The following is a 15,908-nucleotide window of genomic DNA, read 5'->3' on the forward strand; positions in this document are numbered from 1 at the left end:
CTTATCAAGCGCTAAGCCAAAACCACCATACGATAGCGGCGATAAGGCAGCCCCCTGCCAAGTTGATCAATAGGCTCATGATGAGGCCTCCTGTGGGGTGGGTGTCCAAAGCCTTAAACGGTTGGCGTTGCTGACCACGGTGATGGATGACAATGACATCGCAATGCCGGCAATGATGGGCGACAGCAGCATGCCGGTGAAGGGATAAAGCACGCCTGCGGCAATTGGGATGCACAGTACGTTATAGCCAAAGGCCCCGACTAGGTTCTGTTTAATGTTGGTAAGCGTCGCTCGGCTGAGTTCAATGGCGGTGGCCACACCGTGTAGTGAGCCACGCATTAGGGTAATTCCGGCGCTCTCCATGGCGATATCGGTGCCCTGGCCGATGGCAAAGCCAACGTTGGCGCGCGCTAGTGCTGGGGCGTCGTTAATGCCATCACCCACCATGCCGACAACTTCTCCTGCCTGTTGGCGACGCTCAATTTCCGCGTGTTTGTCATCTGGCGTCATGCCTGCCTTAAACTCGCTAATGCCGATTTCCCGTGCCACCGCGGCGGCAGTGTGTTCATTGTCACCGGTGAGCATGACGACGGTTAATCCATTCTCTTGCAGGCGTTTCACCGCGGCAGCGGCGTCAGTACGCAACGGGTCGCTGATGCCGAAGAGTGCGACAAGCTCACCATTGGCTGCCAAGTAAACCAGTGAGCGCGCTTTCGCTTCTAACTGGCGTACGCTCTCTCCTGCTGGGGTCAGATCCACGCCAGCATCTTCCAGTAGGCGGGCATTGCCCAGCAGCAGTATGTCGCCCGCTTGGGTGTTACCTTTTACGCCTCCGCCGGTAACGCTATCAAACGTATCCAGTGTTTCTGCCGGGGCGTTATGCGCTTCGGCATAAGCTGTTAGTGCATTTGCTAACGGGTGTTCCGAGCGACTTTCCAGGGCGGCTACCCAGGCTAGCACCTGTGACGAATCGCCATGCAGAAAGGTGGCATCGGTGACCTGTGGTTTGCCTTCCGTTAGCGTGCCAGTTTTGTCCACCACCAGGGTGGTTAGTCGGCTGGCGGTCTGCAGCGCTTCGCCGCTTCTTACCAGCACGCCATGCTCGGCGGCCTTGCCAACCCCAATCATGGTAGAGATCGGCGTTGCCAGCCCTAATGCGCAAGGGCAGGCGATGATCAGTACCGTGGTGGTGGCGACCAGCATATGGATAGCGATTGGTTCGGGGCCAATGTTAAACCAAGCCAGGGCCGTCAAAACTGCCAATATCATCACGCTCGGTACAAAAATGCCCGATACCTTGTCGGCCAGCTCCCCAATTGGGGGGCGAGAGTTCTGAGCGCTGGCGACTTGCTCGGTAATGCGCCCCAAGCGGGTGTCGCTGCCCACGCGGGTGGCGCGATAGACTAAGCTGCCTTTTCCGTTAACCGTGCCCGCGCTGACGTCATTATCAGCCGTTTTGTGAACGGGCAGTGGCTCACCGGTGAGCATGGATTCGTCGATATAGCTTTGACCGTCGAGTACGATGCCATCGACTGGCAGCCGCTCGCCGGGGCGTACACGGATGTGATCGTCTATCACTACGTCATCAACGGGCAACTCCTGCTCTTGGCCGTGTCGAATCACGCGCGCCGTTTTCTCCTGTAGATCGAGAAGGCGCTTTAATGCGCTGCTGGTGCGGCCTCGAGCGCGGAGTTCAAGGGCGTTGCCTAACAGGATCAGCCCGATCACCATGGCCGATGCTTCAAAGTAGATGCCGTGGGCGACGTCAGGCAGCCAAGGGGCAAACAGTACGACCATCATTGAGTAAAGCCAGGCAGTGCCGGTGCCCATGGCTACGAGTGTGTCCATATTTGCTTGGTGGTGCTTAAACTGTTTCCAAGCGTTGGTGAAAAAGTGCCGCCCCGGAAATACCAGAATGGCCAGGGTGAGCAGGCCAATAACGAACCAAAAAATGCGCCCTATGCCGACGGGGTGCGGGTGATATACAAACATACTTAGCATCAGCGGAAGGGCGAGGGCTAGCGACAGGGCGCTGCCCTTGAGCCGCTTATGATAGGTGGCGGCCTCTCGTGCCTCGCGGGTTCGTTCGGCCTCGCGCATATCCACAATGGGCTCGGCGCGGTAGCCAGCCGCTGCTACGGCTTCGATGAGTACGTTACGCTCAACGTTGCCCGCCACCTGAGCGGTATGGGTGCCGAAATTCACCGAGGCGGTGGTAACGCCATGGGTATTGGCCAACGCCTTCTCGACGCTTTTTACGCAACCTGCGCAGGTCATGCCGCTAATCAGCAGCCTCTGTTGAGGCACGCTGGTGGAGGTCTCTTCTTCAATCGCTGTCTTGTCATTAGCTTTATCAGCAGTATGCGTAGTTTCGCTATCTGTAGGCGGTTGAGACTCGCTGATTAGATGACTGGGCGGGTAGCCTGCTTCGCGTAGCGTGCTGTTGAGAGGTTCATCCTCTAGCGTGCTGATGACTTCCAGACGCTTGTCAGCGGGAGTGCCCACGACGTGTGCGTTGGGGTCTACGGCTTGAATCGCTTCGCGCATGCGCTTCACGCAGCCCTGACAGTTCATGCCTGGCACGGTACGAATCAGCGTTTGTGGCTGCAGGGAGCGTGATTGCATGGGGTCTCCTCGGGAAAGCTTTCAATTAACCGGCACAGGCTATGGCCGTCTGGTGTACCGTCAGGCATGTCCTGCCAGCTTTCTAATGCCTGCTCCATTCGGTGGGCCAGCGCTTCAAGCTCGGCGATGCGTGCATGGATCTGTGGCAGTCGATTGATGAGAAGGTCGCGCACCAGGGGGCAAGGGGAGTCCCCTTGATCGGCGTGGGCCAGGATGTCGCGAATTTCCGCTACGCTAAAGCCAAGCTTGCGCGCACGTTGGATAAAGTGCAGGCGTTCAAGGTCGGTGGTCGAAAACAGTTGGTACCCGTTGTCAGGGTGTCGCGTGGGGGCAAGTAATCCTTCACGGGTGTAATGCCGAACAGTTTCAGCCGTTACACTGCCATGTCTGGCAAGCTCACTTACTTTCATTGCATCTAACGCCATAGCGTCCTCGTTAGGATGGTTATCTTGCAATGGTTACCTTGCTAGTCAGTGTAAAACCTATGGGTAACCCATAGGTCAAGCGGCATTGGAGTACTCAGTCAAAATGACTAAAACACTGATTTAAAACGGCCGTGCGACTAATGTATAAGCGAAAATCAAAATAAAACGCTCGTTTGCCCTTGATCCCAAGCGGTCATTGGGCGAAAACTGGGATGTTAGAATAAAGAAGGTGGATGGAAATATTCATCGGATCATTGGGAAGAGAGGCCCACTATGCATAATAACTTTAAAAAGCTCACCTTGGCGGCCGCAGTAGCATCAGTGGCTTTTGCTAGTCACGCGCACGCAGGCGGATATCAAATCAACGAGCAGAGCGTCAGTGGTCAGGGGTATGGCCATGCGGGACGTAGTTCTAACGTAAACGATGCAACGATTGTTTATGGTAACCCTGCGGGTATGTCGTTTCTTGACCGAGCTCAAATCACGGCCGGTGGAACGTATCTTAATGTAAATAGTTCTATCTCGAACGTTCAGGCATCTCAGAGCAGCCCCGCTATTGCGCAGGCCACCGGCGGTGCAACGGATACACTACCTGTGTCGGGTTCTAACGATGGTGATATGGTTCCAGGCACACTGATTCCTTTTGCTTTTTACGCGCACCCAGTGAATGAACAGCTGGCGTTCGGTTTCGGGGTTTATGCTCCCTTCGGGTCGAAAACCGAATATGAAGATGGCTTCCAGGGGCGTAATCAGGGTAATTACACTGAAGTCCGAGTGTTAACAGCCCAGCCGACGGTCTCCTATCGCTTTAACGAGCAGTGGGGTGTCGGTGTGGGGTTAACATATAACCGTGTCGATGGTGAGCTACGGCGCCAAGTCCCAGTGGCAACGCCAGCGGGACTTTCTGAGGTTGATTCACGGGTTGAGGGTGATGATGAAGCTTGGGGCTATAACCTAGGGGTGATGTATCGGCCGCTGCCAGGAACGACGCTGGGTCTAACCTATCGTTCAAAAGTAGATTTCAATCTGGAAGGTAGCTTTACAGCAAGCTCTCCGGTGTTAGATCAGTTGGGTATCGGAACGGTAACGGATACAGCTGCGCTGGATTTAACAACGCCCGAAACAGTTAACTTCTCGGTTACTCAGCAAATGAGCGACAACCTTAAGTTGATGTTTGGTGCTTCTTGGGCACGCTGGAGCCGCTTTGACCAGATTTTGGTCACCGGTACTGAGCGTGGTGAGATTACCAACGAACAGCAGAACTACTCGAACGCTTGGGCGTTTTCGAGTGGTGGTGAGTACCAGTTAACGCCTGCTTTGGCACTGCGCGCTGGGGTAACGCTGGACTTTACGCCGACGCAGGATGCCACCCGTAGCGTACGTATTCCCTCTGACGACCGTCGCATTTTCTCGATTGGTGCAGGCTGGAGTCCTACGCCTGACCTGACGCTGGACGTTGCCTACTCGTACCTTACCGAGCGTAGCACCCAGGTTGATCAGAGCAAAACCGACAGCTTTACTGTTGCCGGCCAGCAAACGCCGCCGATTACCTCTAACTACTCCGCAGACTATAAAAACGAAGCCCATGGTTTCGGTGCTCAGCTTACCTATCGTTTCTGATGATAAGCTGTCTGCTTTAATCGTTTTACCTATAAACCCGGCTTACGCCGGGTTTTTTCGTTCAATGTCAATACCCACAGGGTTGCAGCTACTAGCTACTAGCTACTGGTTAGTAGGTGAGCAGCTATGCGGTGCTTTCCAGGAAGGCGGCGCGCATCAGTTCGCGGGTATAGGTTTGACGAGGAGCGTTGAATAGCGAGGCAGTATCACGTTGCTCGACGATTTCACCTTGCCGCATCACAATCACTTCATCAGCGAGCGCACGCACGACGGCGAGGTCATGGCTAATGAACAGGTAAGTCAGCCCGTGACGTTGTTGCAAGTCACGTAGTAGCTGAATGACGGTCATTTGAACCGAGCGGTCTAGAGCAGAGGTGGGTTCGTCAAGCAGCAGGAACTCGGGTTTGACGACCAGAGCTCGGGCGATTGCAATCCTTTGGCGCTGTCCACCCGAGAACTCATGTGGGTAACGGTGTCGGTGGGCAGGGTCTAGAGCGACTTCCTCCAGGGCTTGGATAACGAGGGTATCGCGTTCGGCTCGGCGTAACAGCGGTTGGTGAACACGTAATCCTTCGCCAATAACGTCACCTACGGTCATACGGGGTGAAAGCGAGCCAAAGGGGTCTTGGAAAACCACCTGCATACGCGACCTTAGCGGCCGCATTCCAGCGCGGTCAAGGCGAGCTACGTCGATGTCATCGAAGCAGATATCGCCGCTACTTTTCACCAGCCGAAGAAGCGCACGGCCTAACGTAGTTTTTCCTGAACCCGATTCGCCAACAATGCCTAGGGTTTGCCCTCGCCGCAGTGTTAGGTCGATATTTTTCACTGCTTCGAAATAGCGGTTGGGGCCAAAAAGGCGCTTTTTGATAGGAAAGCGAACATGAATGTTTTGCGCTTTCAGAAGCACGGGGGCTGAGTTTGGGACAGCTTCTTTTCGGCCGCTTGGATTGGCGGCGATAAGCATCTGGGTGTAAGAGTGCTGGGGCGATTGAAATAGCGTGTCAGTTTTTCCCGCTTCTACTATTTTGCCTTGCTGCATCACGCAAACGCTATCTGCTAAATGTCTGACAACACCAAGGTCGTGGGTGATGAACAGAATAGCCATGCCGTAGCGAGCTTGAAGGTCTTTAAGGAGCGCAAGAATCTGTGCCTGCACAGTGACATCAAGGGCGGTGGTCGGTTCGTCGGCAATCAGCAGTTTGGGCTCGCAGGCCAGTGCCATGGCAATCATCACCCGCTGGCGCTGGCCTCCTGACAGCTCATGGGGATAGCTATCGATGCGGCGCTCCGGCTCCGGAATGCCTACCTGTGCGAGGAGTTCAAGTACCCGCTGGTGAGAGCTTCTCCCCCGCAAGGCTGTGTGTTTATGCAGCACTTCACGGATTTGCCTCCCAATTCGGTGCATTGGGTTGAGCGATGTCATGGGCTCTTGGAAGATCATCGAGATCTCATTGCCACGGATGGCCCGCAGGCGCTGGCGGCTGACCGATAGCAAGTCTTCATCGCCAGCGCCACCATGCCAGCGAATACAGCCTGAGGCGCGCGCCAATTCGGGCAGCAGCCCCATGGCGGCGGTTGATGTGATCGACTTGCCGGAGCCAGATTCACCGACTAAAGCAAGTGTCTCACCCTGATAAATGGTAAAGCTAACGTCGTTGACGGCGGTAACGGTACCATCGGGGAGGTCGAAGTCGACTCGTAAACGGTCAAACTCCAGTAGTGGTTGGGACATGAAGCCTCCGTGCATTTTCCTAACGCGTCTTAGGGTCCAGGGCGTCACGCAGACCGTCCCCTAGAAAGTTTAAGCACAACAGTGTGATAGCGAGAAACGCAGAGGGCACAATAAGCATCCACGGGGCCGTTTCCATCATGTCTTTGCCTTCGCTAATCAGCACACCCCAGCTGGTCAACGGTTCTTGAACGCCTAGCCCCAGAAAAGAGAGAAAGCTTTCCAGCAAAATGACCTTGGGCACCGTTAGGGTGACATAGATGATCACCGGTCCGATGGCATTGGGAATCAGATGGCGCGTGACGATTTTGAAGCTACTTACGCCTAATGCATGGGCAGCTTCAACAAACTCACGGCGCTTTAAGGCGAGCACTTGTCCGCGCACTATGCGCGACATGTCGAGCCACTCAACGGCACCAATAGCCGCGTAGATCAGCAGTATATTGCGCCCAAACACCACCATCAGCAGGATTACCATAAACATAAATGGCAGTGAGTACATGATGTCGACAAACCGCATCATTAGGTTGTCGACGCGACCGCCGAAGTAGCCCGCAATCGCTCCGTAAAGCACACCGATCACCAGGGATACAAGGGTGGCAACCAAAGCGACGGAGAGTGAAATTTGCCCCCCATAGAAAACGCGAGTCAGGAGGTCACGACCATTAGAGTCAGTGCCTGCGTAGTGGCCGCTTTCTATGCTGGGTGGCGCCAAAAAAGCGTTCCAATCGACTTCGTCCAATGCCCAAGGCGTTAGCCAGGGGCCCACGAAGCAGACTAAGGAAATGACGGCGAGGAGCACGAGGCTGACTGTCGCTGCACCGTTTTGGCGAAGCCGTCGCCAAGCATCACGCGCTAGACTGTTGCCGACGGCGGGAGCTGTCAGTGTTGTGTTATTCATTATCATAGCGAATCTGCGGATCCAGGGCCGAGTAGAGTAAGTCGACGATTAGGTTAAAAAGCACAATCAGGCCCCCATAAAAAACCACGGTGCCCATCACCAAGGTGTAGTCACGATTGAGCGCAGCTTGGACAAAGTAGCGTCCAATGCCAGGAATGCCGAAGATCTGCTCAATCACCACCGAACCGGTAATGATGCCGGCAATGGCGGGCCCTAAATAGGAGATCACGGGGAGCATTGCCGGACGCAGGGCGTGACGAAAGATCACCTCGCTCTCACTGAGCCCCTTGGCACGGGCTGTGCGGATGAAATGGCTGCCCAGCACTTCGATCATGCTGGCGCGCATCATCCGTGCGATGTAAGCAATCTGCTGAATTGAGAGCGCCACAACGGGAAGAACCAGGTTTTTCCAGTGACCATCATTCCAGCCGCCGACCGGTAACCAGGCTAGAAATACACCGAACACCAGCGCCAACATGGGAGCAATGACAAAGTTGGGGATAGCGACGCCGGCCAGCGCTGTGCCCATCACCATATAGTCAACGGATGAGTTGCGCTTTAGCGCCGCGATAACACCCAAAGGAATGCCTATTAGGAGCGCCAGGCTAATTGCCCATAGGCCTAGCTCAAGGCTAACAGGAAACCCTTGGGCAACTAGCTCGGTGACCGAGAAGTCTTTGTATTTAAATGAGGGGCCAAGGTCTCCTTGCAGTAGGTTTCCCATGTAGGTGAAATACTGCTCCCAGACGGGTTTGTCCAGGCCATATGAGGCCATCAGGTTGGCTTCTATTTCCGGGGGAAGCTGGCGCTCGCCGTCGAAAGGGCCACCTGGAGCCAGATGCATTAAAAAGAAAGAGAGGGTGATCACGACCCACAGGGTAGGGATCGCCTGAAGTATGCGTTTTAGGGTATAGCTGAGCATGATTGGGCCTCGCTCCTCGGGCACGCAGCCCGAGGAAGTAACGGCATTAAGTCGTGGTTAATAAAGCGCCGATTAGAAGGGAATTAGTGGTCGAAGCGAATCCAGCGTGAGCGATGGATATCTTCAATCGTGCTTTCCCAGCCGACTAGGTCGGGGCTGACTAGGTTGCGCGATACGTAGTAGTAGATGGGCAGCGTTGCACTGTCCTCTAAAGCAATAGCCTCCGCTTCGGCCATCAGTTCAGCGCGAGCATCCATGTCCTGGGTATTGGCGGCTTCATTCATCAAAGTATCAAATTCGGGCGAGCTGTAAGCGCCGTAGTTATTCGATACATCGCTTTCCAATAAGCTCAAAAAGTTTTGGGCGTCGTTATAGTCGCCGATCCAGCCTGCCCGAGCGACGTCAAAGTCTCCCTGGCGGATGTCAGAGTAATGAACCGCAACCTCTGCGTTGTAGAGATCCACCTCTACGCCGAGTGGCTTCCACATGGCAGCAATGGCGATGGCCACTTTGCGGTGATCTTCGCTAGTGTTATAGCGCAGCATGAGTTCTAACGGGTTATCGGGACCGTAGCCTGCCTCTTGAAGCAGTTCATGTGCTCGCTGTAGACGCTCCTCCTGGGAAAGCTCGGTAAAGCTGGCAGTCGGTGCTGAATAGTGGTTAACGCTTGGTGGAACGAAGCTGTAAGCAGGTTGCTCGCCGGTGCCCAGAATTTGATCGGTAATGACGTCGCGACGAACCGCTAGACTGAGGGCTTCTCGGACGCGTGGGTCAGCCGTTGCATGTCCATCACGGGCATTAAACGCGTAGTAATAGATGCCGAGATAGGGAGCGACCTGAACAGCCTCTGGGAGGTTATCCATCAGCCAGTCATACTGATGGGTAGGGAAGTCCCGGGCAATATGGATCTCACCCGCTCGAAAGCGGTTTAATGCCGTGTTGCGTTCTTCGATTGGAAAATAGACAACTTCGTCCAGCGCTACGTTATCAGCGTCGTGGAAGTAGGGGTTACGCGTTGCAGTGATGCGCGTTTGCGACTGCCACTCTTGTAGCTGGAAAGCACCGTTGGACACCATGTTAATGGGGCGAGACCACTCGTTTCCGTATGTCTCGACTACATGACTAGGGACTGGGTAAGCGGTGTAGTGAGAAAGTTGGTCTAAGAAGTAAGGCGTTGAGCGCTCAAGGGTTACCTGTAGGGTCTTGGTGTCTAAGGCCTCTACCCCCAGTGTGCTGACATCGGCCTCACCGCCATAGACGTCAGCGGCGTTTTTAATTGGGTAAAGCAGATAAGCATAATCAGCTGCGGTGGCCGGCGTTAAAATACGCTGAAAGGCGAAAACAAAGTCATTAGCGGTGACTGGTTTACCGTCAGACCACTTAGCGTCATCTCTCAGTGTGAAGGTGTACACCGTGCCGTCATCGGAGATTTCCCACGACTCTGCAACACCGGGAATGCGTGTGCCGTCGGCCGCTTCAGTCACAAGTCCTTCAAAAAGATCGCCGACAACGTCATTTTCCCAAGTGCCACTAATTTTATGTGGATCAAGAGAGGCTGGCTCGCCCATGATGGCGATGCGGAGTGTATCCGCCTGAAGAGGGGCAGTAATGCCAACGGTCAACGCCAGTGCCATCGGGATGGCGAGAGTGCGGGAACTTTGCATGTAAATGACTCCATTATTATTTTCATGCTGTTATTTGCGACTCACAACTATTACTTAGGTGAGAGCCTCCTAATTAAGTACTAGCATTGAGAGAAAGAGAGCGTCCATCAGAAATTACGCATGCAGCTATACGGGGTTTCGATAGCGCCGTTGTTGATGGCTGTTAGCGGCCAATTTCGCTACACTGTGCGACTTTTCCACCGCAAAGTTAGCCGAGACGTCCATGTTGGAAACAAATCCGATACATAACCAGATCAAGGACCTGTCTGAGCGGACAGACGTTCTTAGGGGGTATCTTTGACTATGCCGAACGTAAAGATCGGCTAGAAGAAGTCTCCCGCGAGCTTGAAGACCCTAATGTCTGGAACGATCCAGACTATGCTCAAAAGCTGGGTAAAGAGCGGGCATCGCTTGAAGCCATCGTGGCCACCATCGATGAGCTCGACCAAGGCTTGGCTGACAGCCGCGACTTGCTTGAGCTTGCGGAAATGGAAGATGACGAAGGCACCGTCGATGAAGTGCGCAAAGAGCTCGATGGTCTGCAAGCGGCACTGGAAAAGCTTGAGTTTCGCCGCATGTTTTCCGGTGAAATGGACGAGAATAATGCCTATCTGGATATTCAGTCTGGATCGGGCGGTACCGAAGCTCAAGACTGGGCGAATATCCTGCTGCGTATGTACTTACGCTGGGCGGAGAGCCACGGTTTCAAAGCAGAGATTATCGAAATTTCTGCAGGCGAAGTGGCCGGTATCAAATCAGCATCACTGCATATTCAAGGCGACTACGCGTTTGGCTGGCTGCGCACCGAAACCGGTGTTCACCGCTTAGTGCGTAAAAGCCCGTTTGACTCCGGTGGTCGTCGTCACACCTCGTTTGCATCGGTATTTCTATCGCCGGAAATTGACGACAGCTTTGAGGTTGACATTAACCCCTCTGACTTGCGGGTAGACACCTACCGCTCTAGCGGTGCGGGTGGCCAGCACGTTAACACCACCGACTCAGCGGTGCGGATTACCCACGAGCCTAGTGGCATTGTGGTGGCGTGTCAGAACCAACGCAGCCAGCACGCCAACCGCGACTTCGCCATGAAGCAGTTGAAAGCGAAGCTGTGGGAACACGAAATGCAAAAGCGCAATGCGGCCAAGCAGGAAGCGGAAGACTCTAAAGCCGATATCGGCTGGGGTAGCCAAATTCGCTCGTATGTACTGGACGATCAACGCATCAAAGATCTGCGCACCGGCGTTCAGTCTAGCAACTGCGACAAAGTGCTCGACGGCGATTTAGATCAGTTTATCGTCGCTAGCCTAAAGCAGGGTTTGTAATTTTTTTAGCGTTTGAACATGAACAGGGTGCCCGATGGCTAACCAAGACGCGTCTTCTCTCGATAACGAAAACCACCTAATCGCTGAGCGCCGTGCCAAGCTCGCAGCCCGCCGTGAGCGCGCCGCTGAGCAGGGTAAGAGTGCTTTCCCGAACGATTTTCGCCGTGACAGCCTCACGGTTGAGCTACACAACCTGCTAGGCGAAAAGGATAAAGCGGAGCTTGAGACGCTTGATCATCAAGCGTCGGTGGCAGGTCGCGTCATGCGTAAGCGTGGCCCCTTTATCGTGATTCAGGATGTGGCTGGCCAAATCCAGCTCTACGTGGATAAAAAAGGCTTGCCTGCTGATGTGCTTGAGGACATCAAAGGGTGGGATATCGGTGATATCGTCGCTGCTCGTGGTCCCGTGCATAAGTCGGGTAAGGGCGACCTGTACGTGATGATGGTAGAAGCGCAGCTACTTACCAAAAGTCTGCGCCCGCTGCCGGATAAGTTCCATGGCCTGACTGACCAGGAAGCGCGTTATCGCCAGCGCTACGTTGACCTGATCATGAACCCCCAGTCGCGTAAGGTGTTTGAGACCCGCGCAGCGGTAATCAGCTCCATGCGTCGTTTCTTTGAAGCCCGCGGCTTTATGGAAGTTGAAACGCCGATGCTGCAGCCGATCCCCGGCGGCGCAGCGGCACGGCCGTTTATTACCCACCATAATGCGCTAGATATTGATATGTACCTGCGTATTGCACCGGAGCTTTATCTTAAGCGCCTGGTGGTGGGTGGCTTCGAGAAAGTGTTTGAAATCAATCGCAACTTCCGTAACGAAGGGCTGTCCACGCGGCATAACCCTGAGTTCACCATGGTCGAGTTCTACTGGGCCTACGCGGATTATCGCGACTTGCTCGATATGACCGAAGCGATGCTACGCACAGCGGCGCAAGAAGTGCTGGGCACCACCACTATCGAGTATCAAGGGGCCAGCTACGATTTCGGCCAGCCTTTCCATCGCCTGACGCTACGCCAGGCGATTCTTGACCATGGCGACGGCATCGCCGATGCGGACCTAGACACACTGGAAGCCGCGCAAGCTGTTGCAGAAAAGTTGGGTATCAAGGTGAAGCCGAGCTGGGGGCTGGGCAAAGTTCAGACCGAGATCTTCGAAGAGGTCGCCGAGCACAAGCTGGATCAGCCGACGTTCATCACTGAATACCCAGCAGAAGTTAGCCCGCTGGCGCGCCGTAACGATGCAAATCCTTTCGTGACCGACCGTTTTGAGTTCTTTGTCGGTGGCCGGGAAATTGCCAACGGTTTCTCGGAGCTTAACGACGCCGAAGATCAGGCTGAACGCTTCCGCGAGCAGGCAGCAGAGAAAGATGCCGGTGATCTGGAAGCGATGTATTTTGACGCTGACTACGTGCGCGCGTTGGAGTACGGCTTGCCGCCAACGGCGGGTGAGGGAATTGGTATTGACCGCTTGGTGATGCTATTTACCGATAGCCCCTCTATTCGGGACGTACTGCTGTTCCCAGCGATGCGCCCCGAAGCCAGCGATTAACACTTCTCGACTACTGAAATACCTTAGACAATTGCGTGCGGCACAAAGCAGCTGGAGTCCTTGGTGATTCTGCCAACGTCTTCACGAATGCCCATGCCGCACGCCCTGTCACCGACTACCCAACTGCCGATCAGGGCATGCCGTTCGCCAAAGCGCGGTAGAGGGTGGTAGGCCTGCAGAATACGCGGGTTATCGGTATAGGGGCCATCAACGGCTTCGTACTGGCCGCCCGTAGTGATTAGCTCAATATTGCTACCTTCCCGAGAGAAAAATGGTTTGCGCACCCAGCCGGGTGACAGCGATGTGCCATCACTGGTGTCAAAATACGCTGGTAGCAGGTTAGGGTGGCCTTCGTTCCACTGCCAGAGCAGCGGCAGGATGCCCTTATTGCTGAGGATGATTTTCCACGGAGGCTCGAACCAGTGGGTTTGCATCATTGGCAGAAGCTCACCGAAAGCGTCATCGCTCATTTCTTCCCAGGGGTAGAGCTTGAATAGCGCACGGATAGGCCGATTTTCCAGGTCAACGAAACAACCGTGCTCGGTGTTGGGTTGATAGCCAATGTCTTCGATGTGGATAAATGGTGCACTTAGCCCTGCCTGAAGGGCACAGTCCTGTAGGTAGGCGACCGTGGCGCGATCTTCTTCATGGGCTTTGATGGATGCGAAGTGCAGTGCCGGTGGGGCTGAGGCATCGCGTTCAAGGCGCTGTCCAATGTGGGCAAGGGCCGCAATCATGCGCTCTTGAATTGAGTTGAATTGATCGGCGCGGGCAGGTAGCAGGCGCTGTTCGATCACCTGCTCAAGCCACAGCCACTGAAAAAAGCCAGCCTCATAAATACTGGTGGGCGTATCGTAGTTAAGCTCTAGCAGCTTGGCAGGCCCATTACCGTTATAGGCAAAATCCATGCGCCCATAGAGGTGAGGCTGCCCATTGCGCCAGGAGTGACGAATGACGCTCCACATCCTCTCAGGAATATTCAGCTGATGGAGAAGAGCATCGGACTGGCAGACCCGCTCAACGGCATCCATACACATTTCGTGTAGCGCCTCGGTTGGGTCTTCAATGTCTTGTTCGACCTGTTCCAGCGTAAACTGGTAATAGGCATCCTCGGTCCAGTAGGGCTCCCCTTCAATGGTATGGAAGTGAAACCCTAGCTGATGCGCCAGTTCACGCCATTGAGGGCGTTCAGTGATGGCAACGCGCAACATAAAGCGTCTCCTTGCTGGCGCAGGTAGTCAGTGCGACGAAACGTGTTAAGCGAACGGGCGTGAGCTTACGAGCCAAACCCACCCCGTGCGCTGGAGCGCGAACCGAACCCGGAGCGTTGAGTCGCACGTTGATTGGACTGCATCACCGATGAGCGGAAAGCCTGATTTCGCTGGTCTACCCGTGACGACGCAGCCGCCGAGGCAGCATTCCAGTCGCCGCGATTCTGACGGGTACGGTAGACAGGCTCTTGATACAGGCTTTGCACCCGCGCGCCATTGCGGTTGGCCATCATATTGCCGACCATATAGCCCATCATTGCGGGCCCAAACCAGCTGCCGCCCTGGCTCTGCTGGACCGACTGAGGTGGTGGCTCACAGGCGCCTTCGCCGTGTACCTGTTCGCAAGCTTCCAAGGAGTCAAAGCGCGGAACGGCCTCAATGGCGGCGGTAAACGCTGCTTCACAAGCGGTGCGCGTATAAAGCTCGTCCGCCACGCACTCGTCCACGTTCTGGTAGGCTTTGGGTTCAGAGAAGTTGACATCCGATAGGGTGTCTTGCGGCGCGGATGACTGCCCACAGCCGGCTAAGGCGGCTGTGCCAGCAGCGCCCATCAAGGCCAGGGTCAGCCGAGAGCTGCGCTTGCGGCGCGGTGGCTGGTTAGATGATTGCATGGGTGTCTCCCGTTACCAGATCATGGATGCAGCGTTGAGCAGGCCAATCGCGATGGCGATGGTTGCCGCGAAAATGCCGTATGCCATATGGCCATCGGTAATATGTCCGGAAAGACTCTGTCCTTTACTTTTCAGCACCAGCTTGATGGCAAAGAAGGTAACAAGTTGAACGATAAAGGCGATGATGCCCCAGGCGATAAAATCAATGAAACTCACGCTGTTAGCCATGGCGCTGTAAAGCGGAATGGTAAAGCCTAGGGTGGCGCCGCCAAAGGCGGTTGCCGCAGCGGCATTGCCTTCCTGGATCAACTGCCATTCATGGTGCGGGGTGATCTTGCTGTACGCGGCCATGAACGCCACCAGCAGTATGGCGGCGGTGATCAGGTAAGCGAAAAACGCTGGCAGGCCTGCCAGGTACATACCGATATTGCCCATTATCGTTTCCTTTTTTAGTCGTGTGTCGTAAGAGGTGAATCGTAAGAGGTAATCAGAGCGTCTTGCCGGTGGCCATCAATGCGCTTCGATAATCACTGCGCTGATATCGATGCCCAAGCTAGTGACTAACTGATAGCTGCCTTCCAGTTCATCGGCTTCAGCACTTAGCAAGATATATTCGAAGCGCTCTGACGCCTGATCATGGCGTTCGTAGAGCATGCAGTGGTGCGTGACTTGGGAGATCCCGCTGCCATTAGCACGAGTTACTGTTTCCTCAAGCACAACCGGCGCTGACCACTCACTGGTTTCAGCACCCCAGACGCGCTGATAGTGCTTGAGGTCGTCCTGAATATCGTCGCCTGTTTCCAGCGTAAAGCTGCGTTGACCGAGAGGGTGAGCCGGTGTCTGGCTATCCGGTTGATTGATCAAACCATCCAATTCAAGGTTGGAAACGTGTTGTGACGACAGGAAGTCGAACAGTTTGTATTCAAACACTTTTCCATTGGCAACAGAGGCTTGAATCCAGGTGTCGTTCTCCAGGTAAAAGCGCGCAAGCTGCTCGCCCTGGCCGAGTTCGACCAAGCCTACCGCGGCTATCTCTTGCGCCGCGCCGCTCCAACTGGCATCAAAATTCAGGCTATCAAACGCTTTCAATGACAGCATGTTGAGCGACACCATGCCGCCAAGCCGCAGGCCGTTGAAGTCGTCTGGTGTCATACCTGTTGGCAAGCCGTTAGCACGCTGGGCGGTTTCGTTGGCGTACTTTTGCTGCACGTTTTTACTGTTGGCACGAAACAGTGATTTAAGTGAACCAAACATGGGAATGGACCT

General features: G+C 54.8%; 13 protein-coding genes. 3 read left to right on the top strand and 10 right to left on the bottom strand.

Features of this window, described 5'->3' with window-relative positions; translation table 11 throughout:
* Positions 1-75 precede the first annotated feature (75 nt).
* Positions 76-2,625, bottom strand: a complete 2,550-nt coding sequence (locus tag HZS79_RS14415) for a heavy metal translocating P-type ATPase (RefSeq protein WP_162219798.1) — start codon at positions 2,623-2,625, stop codon at positions 76-78.
* Positions 2,592-3,035: a MerR family transcriptional regulator gene (locus HZS79_RS14420; protein WP_179928271.1), complete on the bottom strand. Its 444-nt coding sequence runs from the start codon at positions 3,033-3,035 to the stop codon at positions 2,592-2,594. The genes HZS79_RS14415 and HZS79_RS14420 overlap by 34 nt, the downstream gene beginning before the upstream one ends.
* A gap of 288 nt (positions 3,036-3,323) precedes the next feature.
* Between HZS79_RS14420 and HZS79_RS14425 the strand changes: the two genes are divergently transcribed.
* Positions 3,324-4,670 carry an OmpP1/FadL family transporter gene (locus HZS79_RS14425; RefSeq protein WP_162219797.1) on the top strand — a complete coding sequence of 449 codons (1,347 nt, stop codon included), beginning with the start codon at positions 3,324-3,326 and terminating at the stop codon, positions 4,668-4,670.
* A 124-nt stretch (positions 4,671-4,794) separates the two neighbouring features.
* Here the strand turns inward: HZS79_RS14425 and HZS79_RS14430 are convergent, their stop codons facing one another.
* The 4 genes from HZS79_RS14430 to HZS79_RS14445 all read right to left on the bottom strand — a co-directional run bounded on the left by HZS79_RS14430 (position 4,795) and on the right by HZS79_RS14445 (position 9,889).
* Positions 4,795-6,405 (bottom strand): ABC transporter ATP-binding protein, encoded by a 1,611-nt coding sequence (locus tag HZS79_RS14430; protein WP_179928207.1) that lies wholly within the window; start codon positions 6,403-6,405, stop codon positions 4,795-4,797.
* Between the two features lie 19 nt (positions 6,406-6,424).
* Complete coding sequence (locus HZS79_RS14435) at positions 6,425-7,303, bottom strand: ABC transporter permease subunit (protein WP_162219795.1); 879 nt, start codon at positions 7,301-7,303, stop codon at positions 6,425-6,427.
* Entirely contained in the window at positions 7,296-8,225 is a 930-nt protein-coding gene (gene oppB / locus HZS79_RS14440; RefSeq protein ID WP_095602799.1) for an oligopeptide ABC transporter permease OppB, read from the bottom strand. Before oppB ends, HZS79_RS14435 begins: the two co-directional genes overlap by 8 nt.
* An 83-nt stretch (positions 8,226-8,308) precedes the next feature.
* Positions 8,309-9,889 (bottom strand): peptide ABC transporter substrate-binding protein, encoded by a 1,581-nt coding sequence (locus tag HZS79_RS14445; protein ID WP_179928208.1) that lies wholly within the window; start codon positions 9,887-9,889, stop codon positions 8,309-8,311.
* Between the two features lie 223 nt (positions 9,890-10,112).
* On the opposite strand from HZS79_RS14445, the gene prfB reads away from it, so the two are divergent.
* Both prfB and lysS read left to right on the top strand, forming a co-directional pair.
* A protein-coding gene (gene prfB, locus HZS79_RS14450; RefSeq protein ID WP_143759768.1) for a peptide chain release factor 2 occupies positions 10,113-11,211 on the top strand; the annotation gives its coding sequence in 2 pieces (ribosomal slippage) (positions 10,113-10,187 and positions 10,189-11,211; 1,098 coding nt in all).
* Positions 11,212-11,245: 34 nt separating this feature from the next.
* Positions 11,246-12,760 (top strand): lysine--tRNA ligase, encoded by a 1,515-nt coding sequence (gene lysS, locus HZS79_RS14455; protein WP_162219793.1) that lies wholly within the window; start codon positions 11,246-11,248, stop codon positions 12,758-12,760.
* A 23-nt stretch (positions 12,761-12,783) separates the two neighbouring features.
* Here lysS and HZS79_RS14460 read toward each other — a convergent pair whose 3' ends face one another.
* The 4 genes from HZS79_RS14460 to HZS79_RS14475 form a co-directional block, all read right to left on the bottom strand.
* Complete coding sequence (locus tag HZS79_RS14460; RefSeq protein ID WP_179928209.1) at positions 12,784-13,971, bottom strand: glutathionylspermidine synthase family protein; 1,188 nt, start codon at positions 13,969-13,971, stop codon at positions 12,784-12,786.
* Between the two features lie 65 nt (positions 13,972-14,036).
* The gene (locus HZS79_RS14465; protein WP_179928210.1) at positions 14,037-14,642 is read right to left on the bottom strand and encodes a DUF1190 domain-containing protein; all 606 of its coding nucleotides are present in this window, start codon (positions 14,640-14,642) and stop codon (positions 14,037-14,039) included.
* Positions 14,643-14,654: 12 nt separating this feature from the next.
* Positions 14,655-15,077, bottom strand: coding sequence for a DUF350 domain-containing protein (locus HZS79_RS14470; RefSeq protein ID WP_179928211.1), 423 nt, complete (start codon positions 15,075-15,077; stop codon positions 14,655-14,657).
* Between the two features lie 75 nt (positions 15,078-15,152).
* The gene (locus HZS79_RS14475; protein ID WP_179928212.1) at positions 15,153-15,896 is read right to left on the bottom strand and encodes a DUF2491 family protein; all 744 of its coding nucleotides are present in this window, start codon (positions 15,894-15,896) and stop codon (positions 15,153-15,155) included.
* Positions 15,897-15,908 lie beyond the last annotated feature (12 nt).

The organism is Vreelandella zhaodongensis (genome assembly GCF_013415115.1).
GTDB classification, from domain to species: Bacteria; Pseudomonadota; Gammaproteobacteria; order Pseudomonadales; family Halomonadaceae; genus Vreelandella; species Vreelandella zhaodongensis.

Bases quoted from the DNA above. Each gene is read 5' to 3' on its own strand.
- HZS79_RS14415 (WP_162219798.1), bottom strand. From the start codon at position 2,625: ATGCAATCACGCTCCCTGCAGCCACAAACGCTGATTCGTACCGTGCCA.
- HZS79_RS14420 (WP_179928271.1), bottom strand. From the start codon at position 3,035: ATGAAAGTAAGTGAGCTTGCCAGACATGGCAGTGTAACGGCTGAAACT.
- HZS79_RS14425 (WP_162219797.1), top strand. From the start codon at position 3,324: ATGCATAATAACTTTAAAAAGCTCACCTTGGCGGCCGCAGTAGCATCA.
- HZS79_RS14430 (WP_179928207.1), bottom strand. From the start codon at position 6,405: ATGTCCCAACCACTACTGGAGTTTGACCGTTTACGAGTCGACTTCGAC.
- HZS79_RS14435 (WP_162219795.1), bottom strand. From the start codon at position 7,303: ATGAATAACACAACACTGACAGCTCCCGCCGTCGGCAACAGTCTAGCG.
- oppB (WP_095602799.1), bottom strand. From the start codon at position 8,225: ATGCTCAGCTATACCCTAAAACGCATACTTCAGGCGATCCCTACCCTG.
- HZS79_RS14445 (WP_179928208.1), bottom strand. From the start codon at position 9,889: ATGCAAAGTTCCCGCACTCTCGCCATCCCGATGGCACTGGCGTTGACC.
- lysS (WP_162219793.1), top strand. From the start codon at position 11,246: ATGGCTAACCAAGACGCGTCTTCTCTCGATAACGAAAACCACCTAATC.
- HZS79_RS14460 (WP_179928209.1), bottom strand. From the start codon at position 13,971: ATGTTGCGCGTTGCCATCACTGAACGCCCTCAATGGCGTGAACTGGCG.
- HZS79_RS14465 (WP_179928210.1), bottom strand. From the start codon at position 14,642: ATGCAATCATCTAACCAGCCACCGCGCCGCAAGCGCAGCTCTCGGCTG.
- HZS79_RS14470 (WP_179928211.1), bottom strand. From the start codon at position 15,077: ATGGGCAATATCGGTATGTACCTGGCAGGCCTGCCAGCGTTTTTCGCT.
- HZS79_RS14475 (WP_179928212.1), bottom strand. From the start codon at position 15,896: ATGTTTGGTTCACTTAAATCACTGTTTCGTGCCAACAGTAAAAACGTG.